Origin of the sequence: Facklamia sp. P12932, assembly GCF_050409545.1 — a bacterium.
Lineage (GTDB): Bacteria > Bacillota > Bacilli > Lactobacillales > Aerococcaceae > Facklamia.
In genome coordinates, this window is sequence record NZ_JBNUPG010000026.1 from 1 (window position 1) to 16,716 (window position 16,716).

Sequence of the window (16,716 nt, forward strand, 5' to 3'; positions counted from 1 at the left end):
AATGGTCATATGATTTTGATACAATGACATTCATGGCAACAGATGAAAAAGCACCAGAATTATATACTTACAAATTAATAGTAAAAACAGCTGATACTAATATTACATCAGAATATAAAGCAGAAAGTATGCAAGCAGCTGACCAATACTTCCACGACTATGTAGCAGGTCAAGGATTAAAAGGCTTAGAATGGTCATATGATTTTGATACAATGACATTCATGGCAACAGATGAAAAAGCACCTAAATTATATACATTTAAATTAGTTCTAAAAACATCTGATACTAACATTACATCTGAATATGAAGCTGCATCTATGAAAGAAGCTGAAAAATACTTCCATGACTATGTTGCTCGCTTTGGTTTAGGTGAGTTAGTATGGTCATATGATGAAGAAACTATGACATTTATGGTAACTGAAAAACCTGCAGATGAAAAACCTGCAGATGAAAAACCAAAAAATCCAAAGCCAGTAGAAAATAAAAAAGAAAAATCTGAATTACCACAAACTGGTGAAGGTTCAACCTTCGCAATTTATGGTGCAGCAGCATTATCTGTATTAGCAGGATTAGGCTTAGTTGCTAAGAAACGTGAAGAAGCATAGTTAATTTAATAGCAGCTATTTAAAAGAGCAAGATAATTTTGCTCTCAGATTGAAGACAAACCCTATTTGAGTAACTCTCAAGGAAGGGTTTGTCTTTATTTGTCTTAAAAGTTTCCTGTAAAATAAAAAACCGAAGCCTTTCTAGCTCTTCATCTCTAGTATATTTGCCAATTTCTTCATGTTTAAACAAGTAAAAGTGAGCCCTGCTTTAAATTCCATCAAGATTTTTCCAATAAAATGCGTCTATCGAAAGCCATGATGTTCTTTAGCAGTGCCGAATATTCTGTCAGCGGACTCTTTGGATTCTTTATAAAGAGCACGCATACCCTCTGAATACCTGATATCCTCACACCTTTCAAGGGCTTTTTGCCACACATGTCGGCTAATTACACATTTATTTTGATTGTTCTCCTGATCTTGACGAGAGGCTTTGTACTCTCGATAGCCTTTTTGATTAGTGGTCGTAGAATGATAGACCCCATTTTTGCATCTAAATAACAGTCATAGTATTCATCATAGATACACTCTCTATGCTCGGGTTTACGTCTTGGTCGCGTATAAGGAAACACTGGTATGGTGGATTGGTTTAAAAGAAATTGAACGATGGTGGGCGTTTTATATCTCGCCTCTGCAATGAGATGAGTGGAATTAAAAAGAGTAATCTTTTTAAATAGTAATCGAAATACTTGCGTATAGTGGGTATTTCTAGAGTAGACACTATAAGCTAATATCCACCCCCTTGCGATTGCAAGCTGTTTGAATAGTATAGGCAAAAACTTGCTTATGACCCCTTTTATGAAACTACCTTGCATTCGGATTATTGGGACTGATTGTTTGGGACTTTGTTAAGGTCTCTTTTTTTATAAATTCAAAGTTTCCATTATTAAAAAAGGTATAAGACTGTTATAATGTAGCTAACAAATTTAGAGGAGTTCGGTTTATGCAAAAGAAAAAGAGTTTTTTTTATTGTTTGTTAATAGGGTTCCTGTTCAGTCTTTATACTTGTTCTAACTTGATGGTAGAAGCAACTTCTGATCCTTTCATTCCACGACCTGCCCTTCCGTCAGACTTAAAGAAAGTAGAGAAATCTACAAACTCTGATGACGAATCATCCGTTGGTGAGAATGAGGAAAGAGCATCTAATAAAGCAATGGAACAAGGTTTGTTTGAAACAGATATTGTTGTTTATCCCCTTAATGAGTTTGAAAATCAAGAATCACTAGATAACTTTGCCAATTATGTAAAGAATGATGCAAGTCTGAACGATCAGATGATTTTAGAGGATGTTTCTGAAGAGAGTCGCTTTTTACTTTCAGCAAATTATCGTGACAGTGCTAAAGAAGACGGGCAATTGATTATTTTATATTTCCCAGTCAGTATTGTCGATCAAAATCAAGCCCAAGAAGTCTTGGATAAACATTTATTATATTATCCCGATTTGTTTGAAAAAGGTGAACTGACATCACAAGGTGATGGATATGATCTGGCTTTTGCTTTGAAAGTTAATGCCAATGCAGATGGCTTTGGTATCGATACAGATAAGCAAGAAATTGAGTACTATGATCAAAGAGAACCTTATCAGTATGAACTAGAATCGAATGGTGATGACCCCTATCGTCAAGCGATAGAAGAGCGTTTTCCTGGTGAATTCAGCTTTGAAAGTGTAGAAGAAAATGGCAAAACGTTAGTGACACTTCGCCAACTACCTCTATCTGAACGTCAAGCGAATGTAGAAAGTAATGATAATGGCTCAGCGGTGGCAGGGAATTTATTCTCTCAATTCAACACCAAAATTAATGCGTATCTGACACAGATTAACTTAAAGGAAAAATTAATTAATTTAGGAATCTCTGAAGATAACGTTTCTATCGTGACCATAGGAGCAGTAGCAGTTTTAGTACTCTTAGGAATTATCTTAATAGTTTTAGGTTTTCGTCGCTAAATAAGAAAGGAAGAAAATAGAATGAAGAATAAACTTATTAATCTTTTAGTAGTTACCGTTTTAACGTTTGGATGCGTGGGGACAAGTTTTGCTCAGGATGACACTGAAAATAAGCCGGACACTGAGCAAACCCCACCCGCAAACGAAGGAAATCAGCCTGCACCACAGGAGTCTACGATTGCACCTAGTAAACCTCAAAATGAAACTACAACTAAGCCTAACAATGGTAGCGGTGAGTCTGAAGAGAAAGAAACAACTGTTGCTAACACTACAGTTGAAAGCCCAAAAGAAACAACTGTTCAAACTACAGAAACGACTGTAACAACGGTTGCTAGCCAGCCCCAACCTAATCCAAACCCTAGACCAACTCAACCTTATATTCCAAGTCGCCCACAGCCTTCCAATCGACCAGAAGATATTGAAGTGATTAAGATACCAGAAACAAGTATTGAAATGGAAGAAGAGACGGAAGTAGAAGAAGAGATTGACTTATTTGAGGGAGAATTCATTACTTTTAATGCTAATGTCTTCAAAGAAGAGTCAGAAGCGGATGATTTTATTCAATTGATTGAAGAAGATGAAGCGACAAAAGACCGCTTTATTGCTGAAAAAGAAATCATTGATGAAGACTTTATTTTGGTTCGAGTGACCTATGCAGAAGATGTTGAAGAAAAAGGACGCTACATTTTATTCTATATTTCGAGTGAATTTGAAACAGAAGAAGCAGCGGAGGAATACTTAGAGAAGCAACTACTGATTTATCCGGATCTTTTTGTTGCTGGAGAAATGATCAAAGTGGACGATAAATTCGATATCATCTTAGGTATTCGACCAGGCACCGAAACCCAAGCGCTAACTTACGATGAAGCAACCTTTGAAGTTCAATATGAGGCAGATCGCGAAGAATATCAATATATCGTTAAAGCTGATGAATTAACCGGTGAGTTTATTGATGAGATTCAAATGGCTGTAGAAGAGGCTTTTCCTGGTGAGTTTACATTCTCAGAAGAAGTAATATCTGATACTGAAAAAGAAGTGACCATGACTCCTCTTGAAATAGAAGAAGAATCAAGTGAAGAGATGGAAAGTTATTTAGAAGACTCAGAAGAAACAACGATGGAAAATTAGAGATTGGTTAAAAAATCGCCCTCAATTTAGATGAGGGCGATTTTTAAATAGCTTAATTAATTAAGCTTTAGAAGGAATTTTTCTAAGTCAGCCATTGAATTGGAGTTTTCCAATTTACTGTCTACTTTACCATCTTTAACAATGAGCAGTTGGGGAACCGTGGAAATTTCAAAGAAATTATCGACAACATCACGGAAATTATCATCCTCCATTCGCTCATCGGTATTATAATAATGATAATTTAGGTTCATTTCTTTAGCTAATTGATTTAACTTAGGTAGAAAAACACGACAATATGGACAAGAATCAAAACCTACATAGATTAGTTTGGCTTCATTTTTAGAATCTTCGATAACTGCTTCATAAGCAGTTTGACCTTCTATTTTAGAAAGGTTAGACATCTTTAAAGGGGCGATACTTACTTCACCGGCATATTTTTCAATCTTGTCTAGCTCTTTATAGACTTTTTCTTTCGTTTCTTTATCTAAGTTTAAAAGAATAAGGTCTTCCTTAAAAGAAACTTGACCATCTTCTCCAATGTAGTCGCTTTTTTGATTTGTGATTGGATTTTCTTGTTTGTCTATTTTAGAATCATTTAGTTGGCAAGCAGTTAGTAAGAAACAGACTGACATTAGTAGGAACAATTTTTTATTTAATAATTTCACTGTAAACTTCCTTTCTAAAAAGCTTAGTAATGGTTTAACTCTTATAGAAAATATTTAATTACTTAAGCATGATAATAATTAAATTATATCACTTTTTTAGCAATAATGTTAAGATATATGAGATCGATTCAAGCAAGGGGTGTATTTATGTCCGATCATTATTATAGTCAGCAACCACAAAGCAGTCATGATGAACGTTATATTGAAGCACAGCTTTTTCACCAAAGTTATCAGTTTTCTACCGATGCGGGAGTTTTTTCCAAAGGTAGAGTGGACTTTGGTTCGCGCCTCTTGATAGAAAATTTTTTAAAGCTTAATCAAAGTATAAATTCCGGCCAACTATTGGAGTTAGGCTCAGGTTATGGGCCAATTTCGGTTGCCATTGCTGATCAATCGCAGTCACTTCAAGTGTTGGGTTTAGAAGTTAATCAGCGAGCCTTGGCATTAGCTAAGGAAAATATGCGATTGAATCGAGTGACAAATCTGGATTTTATACAAGCAGATGTTGTCACTCATAATTTCGAGCCAATTTATGATTATGTTTTAACTAATCCACCTATTCGAGCTGGTAAGACTATTGTTCAGCAATTTGTGACCCAAGCCTATCAAGCACTAAAAGAGGAAGGACAGTTATGGCTGGTTATCCAGAAAAAACAAGGGGCACCCAGTATGAAAAAGTTTATGGAAGAAACATTTGGAAATGTCAGTGAAATCGATCGCTCTAAAGGCTATTGGATTTTACAATCCATCAAGTAGTTTCAAGATTAAACACATTGGTTTTAAAAAGTCATTATTGATTAGAGGGGAAGCGTTTATTTGTTCGATAAAGTTAAAAATTATGTTACTCAGATTTCAGCTCCTATTTATATTGTGCTGACGTTTGTCGTGATTTCCTTTATTGGAGGAATACTATTAGCCACTCCTTTAGCTAGTCGATCAGGTGAATGGACGAAGCTAATTGATGCTTGGTTTACAGCTGTTTCAGCTGTTTGTGTAACGGGAAATGTAACAGTTAACACTACAGACCATTGGAATTATTTTGGACGAACGATTATTCTAGTTTTAATTGAAATTGGTGGACTTGGATTTATGACCTTATGGGTTACCGTTTTTATCTATATGGGCAAGCAAATAAATCTAAGACTGCATAAAGTTTTACTTGAATCTTTAAATATCTCCGATATTTCTGAAGTTAGAAATCTTTTGAGCTATATCATCCAATTCTCTTTGATTGTACAGATTATTGGGGCGGCTTTATTAGGAATCGACTTTATTCCACGCTTTGGCTGGTTAAAAGGAACTTATTATGCCATCTTTCATAGTGTGTCCGCCTTTTGTAATGCCGGTTTTGATTTGTTGGGAGATTCTATGATTGGTTTCCAAGACAATCCTTTAGTTCTCCTAACTTGTATGGGTTTGATTATCATTGGTGGATTAGGTTTCATTGTTTGGCGAGATTTGCTAACCTTTTATCGCAATCGTAAATTATTGTGGCATACTAAAATAGTTTTGACTACAACGGCTATTTTACTCCTTTTAGGAACAGTATTATTCGCTCTAACTGAACAACCTAGTCCTTTGTTTAAGGACCAACCCTTCTTTATTAGACTTGTAAACTATCTTTTTCTAGCGGTGACACCACGAACCGCTGGCTTTTCGAATGTGGACTATACCGCTTTATCATCTGCCGGTATTTTCTTAACCATCGTCTTAATGTTTCTAGGCGCTTCTTCGGGATCCACCGGGGGTGGGGTTAAGACCACTACTTTAGCAAGTCTTTTAATTTTTTCTTCTTCAGCTATTCGTCGTAGAGGATCGGTTATCTTTAAGCGTACCATCCCTGAAGGAGCTATTTTGAAGGCCATCTTTATTTTAATTTCAGGCTTAAGCTTAATTACCTTTGTCACCATGATCTTGTTAATAACAGAAACAATTCCTCCAGGATTCGGCATCGAATATGTAGTAGTAGAAGTTGTCTCTTGCTTTTCAACAGTTGGTTTAAGTATGGGTTTAACCCCTAATTTAACTGGTGTTGGTAAAACCGTTTTAATTTTTATGATGTTTATTGGTCGAATCGGGTTGTTAACTATTTTTTGGTCAGCGAGTATGGGAAGAAAGCCATCAAAGATTAAATACCCGCATGGTAACTTGATGATAGGATAGAAAGGGAGAAACTTTCATGAAAAAAGAAATCACAGCAGTTTTAGGTCTCGGATTATTCGGAACATCCTTAGCCAAAACTTTAGCGGAAAACCACAAGCAAGTAATCGTGATTGATCGCGACATGGAGCTAGTTGAAGCTATTGCTAGCAAGGTGGAAGTAGCTGTACAAGGTGACTTTACCAAGTATGAAGTATTAAAAGAAGCCGGAGTTGGTGAAGCACAAATGGCAATTATTGCCTCCTCTTCAAAGTTTGATAATACGATTACTACCTTATTATCTTTGCAAAAGTTAGAAGTACCGACCATTATCGCAAAAACGCGCAAAGAAGAGTATAAAGAAGTTCTTTTGAAATTAGGCGTTGATCGCGTTATTTTACCCGAAACAGATATGGGGATTCGGATTGGTAATGAACTGACCAATGATTCGGTACTCGATTTAATTCAATTAGACGCTCAGAGCCACATTGTTGAATTTACCGCTCGTAAGAATTGGATAGGGAAGACGATTGAAGAAATAAATTTTAGAAGCCGTTATGATATTAATTTGATTGCGATTAAGTCTCGTATTGAAGAAGGATTTGATATTAATGTCAATCCAGACTTTATTATTGAAGAAAGCGACCTCTTTGTCGGCTTAACCAACACCAATAATGCGAAAGTTTTATTAGAAAAAGAAATTTAAGATTTTATATTTATAAGACCACTTGCTAATTTAATTCGAGTGGTCTTTTGCTTTTAAAGTCTGAGAAAGAAAGTCTTGACTTTGATAAAAAATAAGTGTAATATTGAATAACGCATAGCGTGAACATTGAATTCAAAATGGCACCGAAATATTGTCCGGTCGGCGATTTTGGCAGAGTAAACAAAAGATTGAGGAAGCTTAGGCGATTAAAATCAATTCTTTTGTCTTTTTTTTGCCCTTAAAAAGGACAAAAAGCATTTTGTTATCAAATTGTAATATTTGTAAACACATTGTAATCTGCCGGTCGATAGTTAAAGCAAGCCCAGAAGAATCACCATTCGCTACGTAATATTAAAGAGGGGTGAATTGTTTGAGTCAGCATCATATCGTGAAATATGGTAAAAAAGCAGAACGTCGTAGTTATGCACGAATTGATGAGGTTTTGGAATTACCAAACTTGATTGAAATCCAAACCGATTCCTATCAATGGTTTTTAGAAGAAGGATTAAAGACCATGTTCCAAGATATCTCGCCAATCGTCGATCATACAGAAAATTTAGAACTTTATTTCCATGATTACTCATTTCAAGAGGCTAAATATACAGTAGAGGAAGCTCGTTCCCACGATGCCAACTACTCTAAACCAATCTATGTTAATTTGCGCTTAGTTAATAAAGAATCTGGTGAAGTAAAAGAACAAGAAGTATTCTTTGGCGATTTCCCAATTATGACGGATATGGGAACCTTCATCATTAATGGGGCAGAGCGTGTTATTGTTTCACAATTAGTACGTTCTCCAGGTGTCTACTTCCATGATAAAGTAGACAAAAAATCAAGACATACTTTTGCTTCAACCGTTATTCCTAACCGAGGAGCTTGGCTAGAATTTGAAACGGATGCTAAAGGAATTGCCTATGTCAGAATTGACCGGACACGTAAATTGCCAATTACAGCCTTAATTCGTGCACTTGGTTTTGGCGAAGATGACGAGATTGTTGAAATCTTATCTGAAACCACCCTATTGAATGACACTTTAGCTAAAGATGTCCATAAAAACATTTCTGACTCCCGTGCCGAAGAAGCCTTGAAAGATATTTATGAACGCCTACGTCCTGGTGAGCCGAAGACAGCAGATTCTTCACGTAACTTATTAACGGCTCGTTTCTTTGATCCAAGACGTTATGATTTAGCGCCAGTTGGACGTTATAAGATTAATAAAAAACTCCACTTAAAGCACCGTCTTTTAGGAATGACACTCGCAGAAACTTTGGCAGACCCAGAAACAGGTGAAGTACTCTTCACAGAAGGAACTGAACTTTCTGCAGGAGATATTGAACGTTTAATCCCTTACTTAGATAATGGTTTGAATGTTTATACTTATACTCCTTCACCAGATGGTGTGATTGGTGAACCGATTGACTTGCAAGTGGTCAAAGTATACTCCCCTCTTGATTCGGACCGTGTGATTAACATTGTCGGTAACGCTAATCTTGAAGGAGTGCATCACTTAACCCCAGCAGATATTATCGCGTCAATGAACTACTATTTATTATTAAATGAACAAGTAGGCTCAACAGATGATATTGATCATTTGGGCAACCGTCGTATTCGTTCAGTCGGTGAATTACTGCAAAATCAATTCCGTATTGGCTTATCGCGTATGGAAAGAGTAGTCCGTGAAAGAATGTCCTTACAAGATGTCTCAACAATGACACCGCAACAGTTAATTAATATTCGTCCAGTTGTAGCGGCTATTAAAGAGTTCTTTGGCTCTTCCCAATTATCACAATTTATGGATCAAACCAATCCATTGGGTGAATTGACTCACAAGCGTCGTCTTTCTGCCTTAGGACCGGGAGGGTTAACACGTGATCGCGCTGGTTATGAAGTGCGTGACGTTCACTACTCTCACTACGGTCGTATGTGTCCAATTGAAACACCAGAAGGTCCAAACATTGGATTAATTAACTCCTTATCTTCATATGCAAAAATAAACCGTTATGGTTTCATTGAAACACCTTATCGTAAAGTGGATAAGGCTAACAAGACCGTTACAGAAGAAATTGCGTATTTATCAGCAGATGAGGAAGATTTATACATCATTGCTCAAGCTAACTCTCGTTTAAATGAAGATGGTACTTTTGAAAATGACACGGTTATGGCTCGTTATAAAGACCAAAACTTAGAGGTCAAAACTAACACAGTCGATTTTATGGATGTTTCACCAAAACAGGTAGTTGCAGTAGCAACGGCATCGATTCCTTTCTTAGAAAACGATGACTCCAACCGTGCTTTAATGGGAGCTAACATGCAACGTCAAGCAGTTCCTTTAATTCGTCCCAAAGCACCGATTATCGGAACAGGTATTGAGTATAAAGCTGCTCACGACTCGGGTGCGGCATTGATTTGCCGACGTCCAGGTCGAGTAACCTATGTGGATGCTGAACGTATTCGTGTGCAATTAGAAGATGGTTCCGTTGATGAATACCGCTTAACTAAATTTGCGCGTTCCAATGCGGGAACATGTTACAACCAACGTCCAATTGTTGTTGTTGGAGATCAAGTTGATGCTAATGAAATTTTAGCAGATGGATCTTCGATGGAAAACGGTGAAATGGCCTTAGGTCAAAACCCATTGGTAGCCTTTATGACTTGGGATGGTTATAACTACGAGGATGCCATCATCATGTCTGAACGTCTAGTTAAAGACGATGTCTATACCTCTATTCATATTGAAGAATATGAATCAGAATCACGTGATACTAAGTTAGGACCAGAAGAAATTACGCGCGAAATCCCTAATGTTAGTGAGGAATCCCTCAAATATTTAGATAAAGATGGAATTATTATGGTCGGTGCGGAAGTACGCGATGGAGATATTCTAGTCGGAAAAGTCACACCAAAAGGTGTGACTGAATTGACAGCAGAAGAACGCCTCTTACACGCTATTTTTGGTGAAAAAGCACGTGAAGTTCGTGACACTTCCTTAAGAGTTCCCCATGGTGGTGGTGGAATTGTGCACGATGTTAAGGTATTCACTCGTGAAAATGGCGACGAGCTTTCACCAGGAGTGAATAAATTGGTTCGTGTTTATATTGTTCAAAAACGTAAAATTCAAGTCGGTGACAAGATGGCTGGACGTCATGGAAATAAAGGGGTTGTCTCTTTAATCATGCCGGAAGAAGATATGCCATTTATGCCTGATGGGACACCAGTTGATATTATGTTAAACCCATTAGGGGTGCCTTCAAGGATGAATATTGGACAGGTCTTTGAATTACATTTAGGAATGGCCGGACGTCAATTAGGCATTAATTTTGCTACACCTGTCTTTGATGGGGCGAATGAAGAAGAGGTTTGGGAAACAGTTAGAGAAGCCGGATTAGAACCGGATGCTAAGACAACTCTATATGACGGTCGTACTGGAGAACCATTTGACCGAAAAGTTTCAGTCGGTGTCATGTATATGTTGAAACTCGCACACATGGTCGATGACAAGCTGCATGCACGCTCAACGGGCCCATATTCATTAGTAACCCAACAACCGCTCGGAGGTAAAGCACAGTTTGGTGGACAACGTTTTGGCGAGATGGAAGTTTGGGCCTTAGAAGCCTATGGTGCAGCTTATACCTTACAAGAAATCTTGACTTATAAATCAGATGATGTAGTAGGTCGTGTGAAGACATACGAAGCCATTGTCAAAGGAGAAGCTATTCCCAAACCTGGTGTACCAGAATCCTTCCGTGTATTAGTTAAAGAACTACAAGCTTTAGGATTGGACTTGAAAGTCTTGGATGCTGAAGATAAAGAAATTGAACTATTGGATGATGACGATGAAGATGATGTAATTAACTTTAATGCGCTTGAGAAGTATAAAGAAGATCAAAAAGCCGCTGAAGAAAAGAGCGTCGTTCAAACAAGTGAAACTAATGAAAGTTCAGCCTCAATTACTAGTGGAGATACAACTAAAGAAGACTAGTAATGTCTAAATGCCTTGGAGCCATTGGAGAAAAGGCACTCCATTAATTGGTGGAAACACCAGCTTAAATCAAGAAGGAGGTCGGCCCCTTGATAGATGTTAATAAATTTGATTCCATGAAAATCGGTCTCGCATCCCCAGAAAAAATTCGTTCATGGTCTTATGGGGAAGTCAAAAAACCAGAAACCATCAACTATCGAACTTTAAAACCCGAAAAAGATGGACTCTTTTGCGAGCGTATTTTTGGTCCTACCAAGGATTGGGAATGTTCTTGTGGGAAGTTAAAACGTGTTCGCTATAAAGGTCGCGTATGTGACCGTTGTGGCGTGGAAGTGACTCGCGCTAAAGTTCGTCGTGAAAGAATGGGGCATATAGAATTAGCAGCCCCAGTTACTCATGTGTGGTATTTCAAAGGGATTCCAAGCCGTATCGGCTTGATCCTTGACATGAGCCCAAGACTATTAGAAGAAGTGATTTATTTTGCTTCTTACATAGTTATTGATCCAGGCGATACGGGTCTAGAATATAAATCATTACTCACTGAGACAGAGTATCGTGAGAAAAAACGTGAGTTCGGCAACCGTTTTTATGCCAAAATGGGTGCAGAAGCGATTAAAGAACTCCTACATGCAGTTGATGTAGATGCTGAGATCAGTGGTTTACGAGAAGAGCTTAAAACGTTGACTGGACAAAAAAGAACGCGAGCGATTCGTCGTTTAGATATCTTGGATTCTTTCCAAGAATCAGGAAATAAACCAGAATGGATGGTTATGGATGTTTTGCCAGTTATACCACCTGATTTAAGACCGATGGTTCAGTTGGAAGGAGGACGCTTTGCAACTTCTGACTTAAATGATCTTTACCGTCGAGTAATTAATCGTAACAATCGTTTGAAACGCCTTTTAGATTTAGGTGCACCAAATATTATTGTGCAAAACGAAAAACGAATGTTACAAGAGGCAGTAGATGCTTTGATTGATAATGGTCGTCGTGGACGTGCTGTTACTGGTCCTGGTAATCGTCCATTAAAATCTCTTTCTCACATGCTTAAAGGTAAACAAGGACGTTTTCGTCAAAATCTTTTAGGAAAACGTGTGGACTATTCTGGTCGTTCGGTTATCGTTGTTGGACCGTCTTTAAAAATGTACCAATGTGGTATACCAAAAGAAATGGCCATCGAACTATTTAAACCGTTCGTAATGAAAGAATTAGTAGAACGCGAAATAGCTAGCAACGTAAAAAATGCTAAACGTATGATTGAAGTTCAACATGATGCGATTTGGCCTGTTATTGAAGATGTTATTAAGGAACACCCCGTACTACTTAACCGAGCACCTACTCTTCACCGATTAGGTATTCAAGCTTTTGAACCGGTTTTAATTGAAGGGAAAGCAATTCGTCTACACCCATTAGTATGTAACGCTTATAACGCTGACTTTGATGGGGATCAAATGGCAGTTCACGTACCGTTATCTGAAGAAGCTCAAGCTGAAGCCCGTTTGTTAATGTTAGGTGCACAAAACATCCTAAGTCCTAAGGACGGTAAGCCAGTTGCAACACCTTCACAGGACATGGTGCTTGGTAATTATTATTTAACAATTGAAGAACCGGGACGTGTGGGTGAAGGAATGATTCTAAGCTCCATTTCAGAAGCAGAGATTGCATATCAAAATGGCTATGTGCATTTACATACCCGTGTAGCGATTCCTGCTAAGTCTTTCACTAATAAAACTTTCACTGACTGGCAAAGAGAACGTTTAATGGTTACAACTATTGGTAAATTATTCTTTAATGAAATCATGCCAGATGAATTCCCATATTTAAATGAGCCATCAAATGAGAACCTAACGCAACAAACACCTGATAAGTACTTCTTGGAACCAGGTGTAAACGTTAAAGAAGCTATTGAACAGATGGAGCCTGTGTCACCGTTTAAGAAAAAAGATTTTGGTAATATTATTGCTGAAGTCTTTAAACATTATCATATTACTCAAACATCAATTATGCTAGATAAGATGAAAGATTTGGGTTATAAATATTCTACGCAATCAGGTATCACCGTAGGGGTAGCGGATGTTCTCAGTTTAGATAGTAAAGCAGAAATCTTAGAGAAAGCTCATGCCAAAGTTGATGAGATTACTCGAATGAGACGACGCGGACTTCTAACTGAAGACGAGCGCTATGAAAATGTTATTCGTACATGGGAAAAAGCCAAAGATCAGATTCAAAAGGATCTACAAAAGAGCTTGCCACGTCTAAACCCCATCTTTATGATGTCTGACTCTGGTGCCCGTGGTAATATTTCTAACTTTACCCAGCTAGCCGGAATGCGTGGAAACATGGCGGCTCCTTCTGGGAAAATCATCGAATTACCAATCACATCCAACTTCCGTGAAGGCTTAAACGTTATGGAAATGTTTATCTCCACTCACGGAGCGCGTAAAGGGATGACCGATACGGCCTTGAAGACCGCTGACTCAGGTTATTTAACACGTCGATTAGTTGATGTCGCTCAAGATGTCATTATCCGTGAGGAAGATTGTGGAACAGACCGTGGAGTTGAAATTCGTGAAATTGCCGATGGTAATTCGGTTATTGAGTCCCTAGAAGAACGTTTACAAGGACGTTATGCACATAAATCAGTCATTCATCCAGAAACTGGAGAAGAAATTGTTAAGGCTCAAGAATTGATTACAGATGAGAAGGCTGCAGAAATTATTAAAGCAGGTATTGAAGCTGTAACTATTCGTTCAGTCTTTACATGTAATACTGACCATGGTGTATGTAAACATTGCTATGGACGCAACTTAGCGACTGGATCAGAAGTAGAAGTTGGAGAAGCAGTAGGTACAATCGCTGCTCAATCTATCGGTGAGCCTGGTACTCAGTTAACCATGCGTACCTTCCATACGGGAGGGGTTGCCGGTGGCGGTGATATTACTCAAGGTTTACCACGTATTCAAGAAATTTTTGAAGCGCGTGTTCCAAAAGGACAAGCAACCATTACGGAAGTTGCCGGAGTTGTTACTTCGATTGAAGAAAAATCAAGCGAGCGGTTGAAAGAAATTACCGTTACAGGTGTTACGGATAACCGCACTTATAAAGTGGCTTATGCTGCTCGCCTTAAAGTCAATGAAGGCGATCGTGTAGAACGTGGTCAAGCCTTAACAGAAGGATCAATCGATCCCAAAGAATTATTAGCAGTTACTGACGTCTTAACGGTCCAAAAATACATTATGCGCGAAGTTCAAGCCGTATATCGTGGCCAAGGGGTAGAAATTGGTGATAAACACGTTGAGGTGATGGCTCGTCAAATGTTACGTAAAGTTCGTGTAATGGACCCTGCTTCTACATCTATTTTACCAGGGGCCTTAATGGATATCGCAGACTTTGCTAAGGCTAATAAAGACACCATTACAAGCGGGGAAACACCAGCTACGGCTCGACCCGTCTTACTTGGAATTACTAAAGCTGCTCTTGAGACAAAATCATTTATCTCAGCTGCTTCCTTCCAAGAGACAACACGTGTCTTGACCGATGCGGCTATTCGTGGAGACCGTGACTACTTAATTGGTCTAAAAGAAAACGTCATTATTGGTAAATTAATCCCAGCTGGTACTGGAATGAACAGCTACCGTGATTTGGAAATCCAAACCACTCAAGATACTATTCCTATGCCAACTGAGATAACAGAGGAACCACAGCAAATGAAATAAACAAAATAGATTAAACCCTTCAATTATTGAACTGCTCCCCCAAAAGTAAAACTATTTTAGGGGGAGTTTTTCATAATTGAAGGGTATTTTTATATGATATATTGCAATAATTATTACGACACTTCTGTTAACAAATTCAATTCCTCAATATAACGTTCAAAGTGTGCTTCAAACGCTAGACATTTCCTTGGTCTAGCGTTTACTTTATAGATAGCTTTAAACAAGTCTTGATCCTTTAGCTGTGCGAAATCCGTTTTCTTAGGAAAGAATTCCCTTAGCAAGCCATTGCTGCCTTCATTGGTGCCTCTTTGCCATGCACTCTAGGCATCGGCAAAGTAAAAACCTATCCCTAACTTACTCTCTACTACGTCATAGCAAGCGAATTCTTTTCCTCTATCGGATGTGAATGTTTTAAAGGCTCCTTGTGGTAAGGATTTTGTTAATTGATAAAGCGCTTCTAACATAGATTGTTTACTTCTGTCTGGTGTTTTTATCGCAAAATAGGTACGAGTCTTCCTTTCTGCAAAAGTAGCTAAACATCCTTTGCTTTTTCCTCAAGAAGATACTAGAATATCAAGTTGTCAGTGTCTAAATTCAGTGCGCTTCTTCACCACTTTGGGTCTTTTCTAAACAGAAGTGTTGATATCAAATCTTTCTCTTCTTTCTTTCGTTTTTTTAGAGTGACCTTTTCTCCTTAACACCTGCAAGGAAACGGATAAAGTCTCCTTATATATCCAATTATAGAATGTCTTAAAGGAGAAGGTATTTGGGAAAAGTCTTACTTCTATCATCCGTGGTAATATATAGGGCTCATAACAATCTCTTTCATGTGTATGTTTTATAGTAATGACATTTTACATGAATTAAATTTGTTATGAGTTTTATTTTTACTCGTGTTGCATTAAATTTTACAATGCATCATGTCAAAACATAACTAGTTATAAAAGAAAATATTAAAAAAGGGATAAATGGAATTATTTTACTTTTAGAAAGATAACAATACAGAAGTCCAAGTGAAGCTGCTAAAAATAAAAAGTAAGGAATAGAGCCTAGGGGAATAAACAATAGAGAAATACAGATGAATTTTAAATCGGCACCTCCCATCCAAGACTGTTCTGTTCTTATAAGAAGAAAGCTGATAAGACAGAAAATAAGAAAACACTGAAAGGGAATAATATTATATGAATAATTATAGAGTAATCCGAGTGTCAAAAAAGAAAGTTGTAGAAAATCAGGAACCCACTGATCAAGTATATCCATGAAGGTCATGAATAGAAAGATAAGTAATAAAATCAGATTAAAAAAAGAAAAAGCAGTCAATAGAAAAAAGAAGAGAGAGCAGAGTCCACCAAACAATTCAAAGTAAAAGTGATTGACACTTATTTTCCGACAGCAAAAATAACAATGCCCCTTCAGTAATAAATATGAAAACAAAGGAAATAACTGCCAAAAGTAGAGTTTGTGCTGACAATGATCACAAAAAGATCGTGCTTTCCAACTAAAGCTTTTATTTATAATGGAATAAGAAAGATAGTAAACAAAACTCGCTATACAAGATCCAATATAAAAGTACAGTATATGAGTCATCATTAACTCCTTTTATAAGTTATAGGCTTAAATACACGTAAAAAAGAAAAAAAGTGCTAAAAATTATTGACACAAATTAAAAAAGATAGTAAAATGTAATTCCTGCTAGCGAATATCTTGTAAAAAAGCAGATATTTAGAAGAAAATTCAAAAAATCTTCAAAAAGGTTTGACAAAAAGTCTAACCCATGCTAGTATATAGAAGTTGTCACTTATGGCAGCGAAGCTCATTGAAAACTGAACAAAGACA

11 protein-coding genes are annotated in these 16,716 nt (G+C 37.4%); 8 read left to right on the forward strand and 3 right to left on the reverse strand.

The window, feature by feature from the left end; genetic code table 11:
• The 3 genes from ACQV2P_RS07890 to ACQV2P_RS07900 all read left to right on the forward strand — a co-directional run.
• A partial coding sequence (locus ACQV2P_RS07890; RefSeq protein WP_428894857.1) for an LPXTG cell wall anchor domain-containing protein occupies positions 1 to 605 on the forward strand: 605 nt, incomplete at its 5' end.
• A gap of 940 nt (positions 606 to 1,545) precedes the next feature.
• Positions 1,546 to 2,547 carry a hypothetical protein gene (locus ACQV2P_RS07895; protein WP_428894858.1) on the forward strand — a complete coding sequence of 334 codons (1,002 nt, stop codon included), beginning with the start codon at positions 1,546 to 1,548 and terminating at the stop codon, positions 2,545 to 2,547.
• A 21-nt stretch (positions 2,548 to 2,568) separates the two neighbouring features.
• Entirely contained in the window at positions 2,569 to 3,675 is a 1,107-nt protein-coding gene (locus ACQV2P_RS07900; RefSeq protein ID WP_428894859.1) for a hypothetical protein, read from the forward strand.
• Positions 3,676 to 3,731: 56 nt separating this feature from the next.
• Here ACQV2P_RS07900 and ACQV2P_RS07905 read toward each other — a convergent pair whose 3' ends face one another.
• Entirely contained in the window at positions 3,732 to 4,340 is a 609-nt protein-coding gene (locus tag ACQV2P_RS07905; protein WP_428875465.1) for a thioredoxin family protein, read from the reverse strand.
• A gap of 147 nt (positions 4,341 to 4,487) precedes the next feature.
• On the opposite strand from ACQV2P_RS07905, the gene ACQV2P_RS07910 reads away from it, so the two are divergent.
• The 5 genes from ACQV2P_RS07910 to rpoC all read left to right on the forward strand — a co-directional run bounded on the left by ACQV2P_RS07910 (position 4,488) and on the right by rpoC (position 14,880).
• Positions 4,488 to 5,096 carry a class I SAM-dependent methyltransferase gene (locus ACQV2P_RS07910; protein ID WP_428875466.1) on the forward strand — a complete coding sequence of 203 codons (609 nt, stop codon included), beginning with the start codon at positions 4,488 to 4,490 and terminating at the stop codon, positions 5,094 to 5,096.
• Between the two features lie 60 nt (positions 5,097 to 5,156).
• Positions 5,157 to 6,503: a TrkH family potassium uptake protein gene (locus ACQV2P_RS07915; protein ID WP_428894860.1), complete on the forward strand. Its 1,347-nt coding sequence runs from the start codon at positions 5,157 to 5,159 to the stop codon at positions 6,501 to 6,503.
• A gap of 16 nt (positions 6,504 to 6,519) precedes the next feature.
• Positions 6,520 to 7,185 (forward strand): potassium channel family protein, encoded by a 666-nt coding sequence (locus ACQV2P_RS07920; RefSeq protein ID WP_428874503.1) that lies wholly within the window; start codon positions 6,520 to 6,522, stop codon positions 7,183 to 7,185.
• Positions 7,186 to 7,555: 370 nt separating this feature from the next.
• Entirely contained in the window at positions 7,556 to 11,164 is a 3,609-nt protein-coding gene (gene rpoB, locus ACQV2P_RS07925; protein WP_428892057.1) for a DNA-directed RNA polymerase subunit beta, read from the forward strand.
• An 89-nt stretch (positions 11,165 to 11,253) separates the two neighbouring features.
• A complete protein-coding gene (gene rpoC, locus ACQV2P_RS07930; protein ID WP_428874501.1) occupies positions 11,254 to 14,880 on the forward strand; it encodes a DNA-directed RNA polymerase subunit beta' in 3,627 nt (1,208 codons plus the stop codon).
• A 320-nt stretch (positions 14,881 to 15,200) separates the two neighbouring features.
• Here the strand turns inward: rpoC and ACQV2P_RS07935 are convergent, their stop codons facing one another.
• Both ACQV2P_RS07935 and ACQV2P_RS07940 read right to left on the reverse strand, forming a co-directional pair.
• Positions 15,201 to 15,344, reverse strand: a complete 144-nt coding sequence (locus tag ACQV2P_RS07935; RefSeq protein ID WP_428874500.1) for a hypothetical protein — start codon at positions 15,342 to 15,344, stop codon at positions 15,201 to 15,203.
• A gap of 454 nt (positions 15,345 to 15,798) precedes the next feature.
• Entirely contained in the window at positions 15,799 to 16,470 is a 672-nt protein-coding gene (locus ACQV2P_RS07940; RefSeq protein ID WP_428894861.1) for a prepilin peptidase, read from the reverse strand.
• Positions 16,471 to 16,716: the final 246 nt, after the last annotated feature.

Bases quoted from the DNA above. Each gene is read 5' to 3' on its own strand.
- ACQV2P_RS07895 (WP_428894858.1), top strand. From the start codon at position 1,546: ATGCAAAAGAAAAAGAGTTTTTTTTATTGTTTGTTAATAGGGTTCCTG.
- ACQV2P_RS07900 (WP_428894859.1), top strand. From the start codon at position 2,569: ATGAAGAATAAACTTATTAATCTTTTAGTAGTTACCGTTTTAACGTTT.
- ACQV2P_RS07910 (WP_428875466.1), top strand. From the start codon at position 4,488: ATGTCCGATCATTATTATAGTCAGCAACCACAAAGCAGTCATGATGAA.
- ACQV2P_RS07920 (WP_428874503.1), top strand. From the start codon at position 6,520: ATGAAAAAAGAAATCACAGCAGTTTTAGGTCTCGGATTATTCGGAACA.
- ACQV2P_RS07935 (WP_428874500.1), bottom strand. From the start codon at position 15,344: ATGTTAGAAGCGCTTTATCAATTAACAAAATCCTTACCACAAGGAGCC.
- ACQV2P_RS07940 (WP_428894861.1), bottom strand. From the start codon at position 16,470: ATGATGACTCATATACTGTACTTTTATATTGGATCTTGTATAGCGAGT.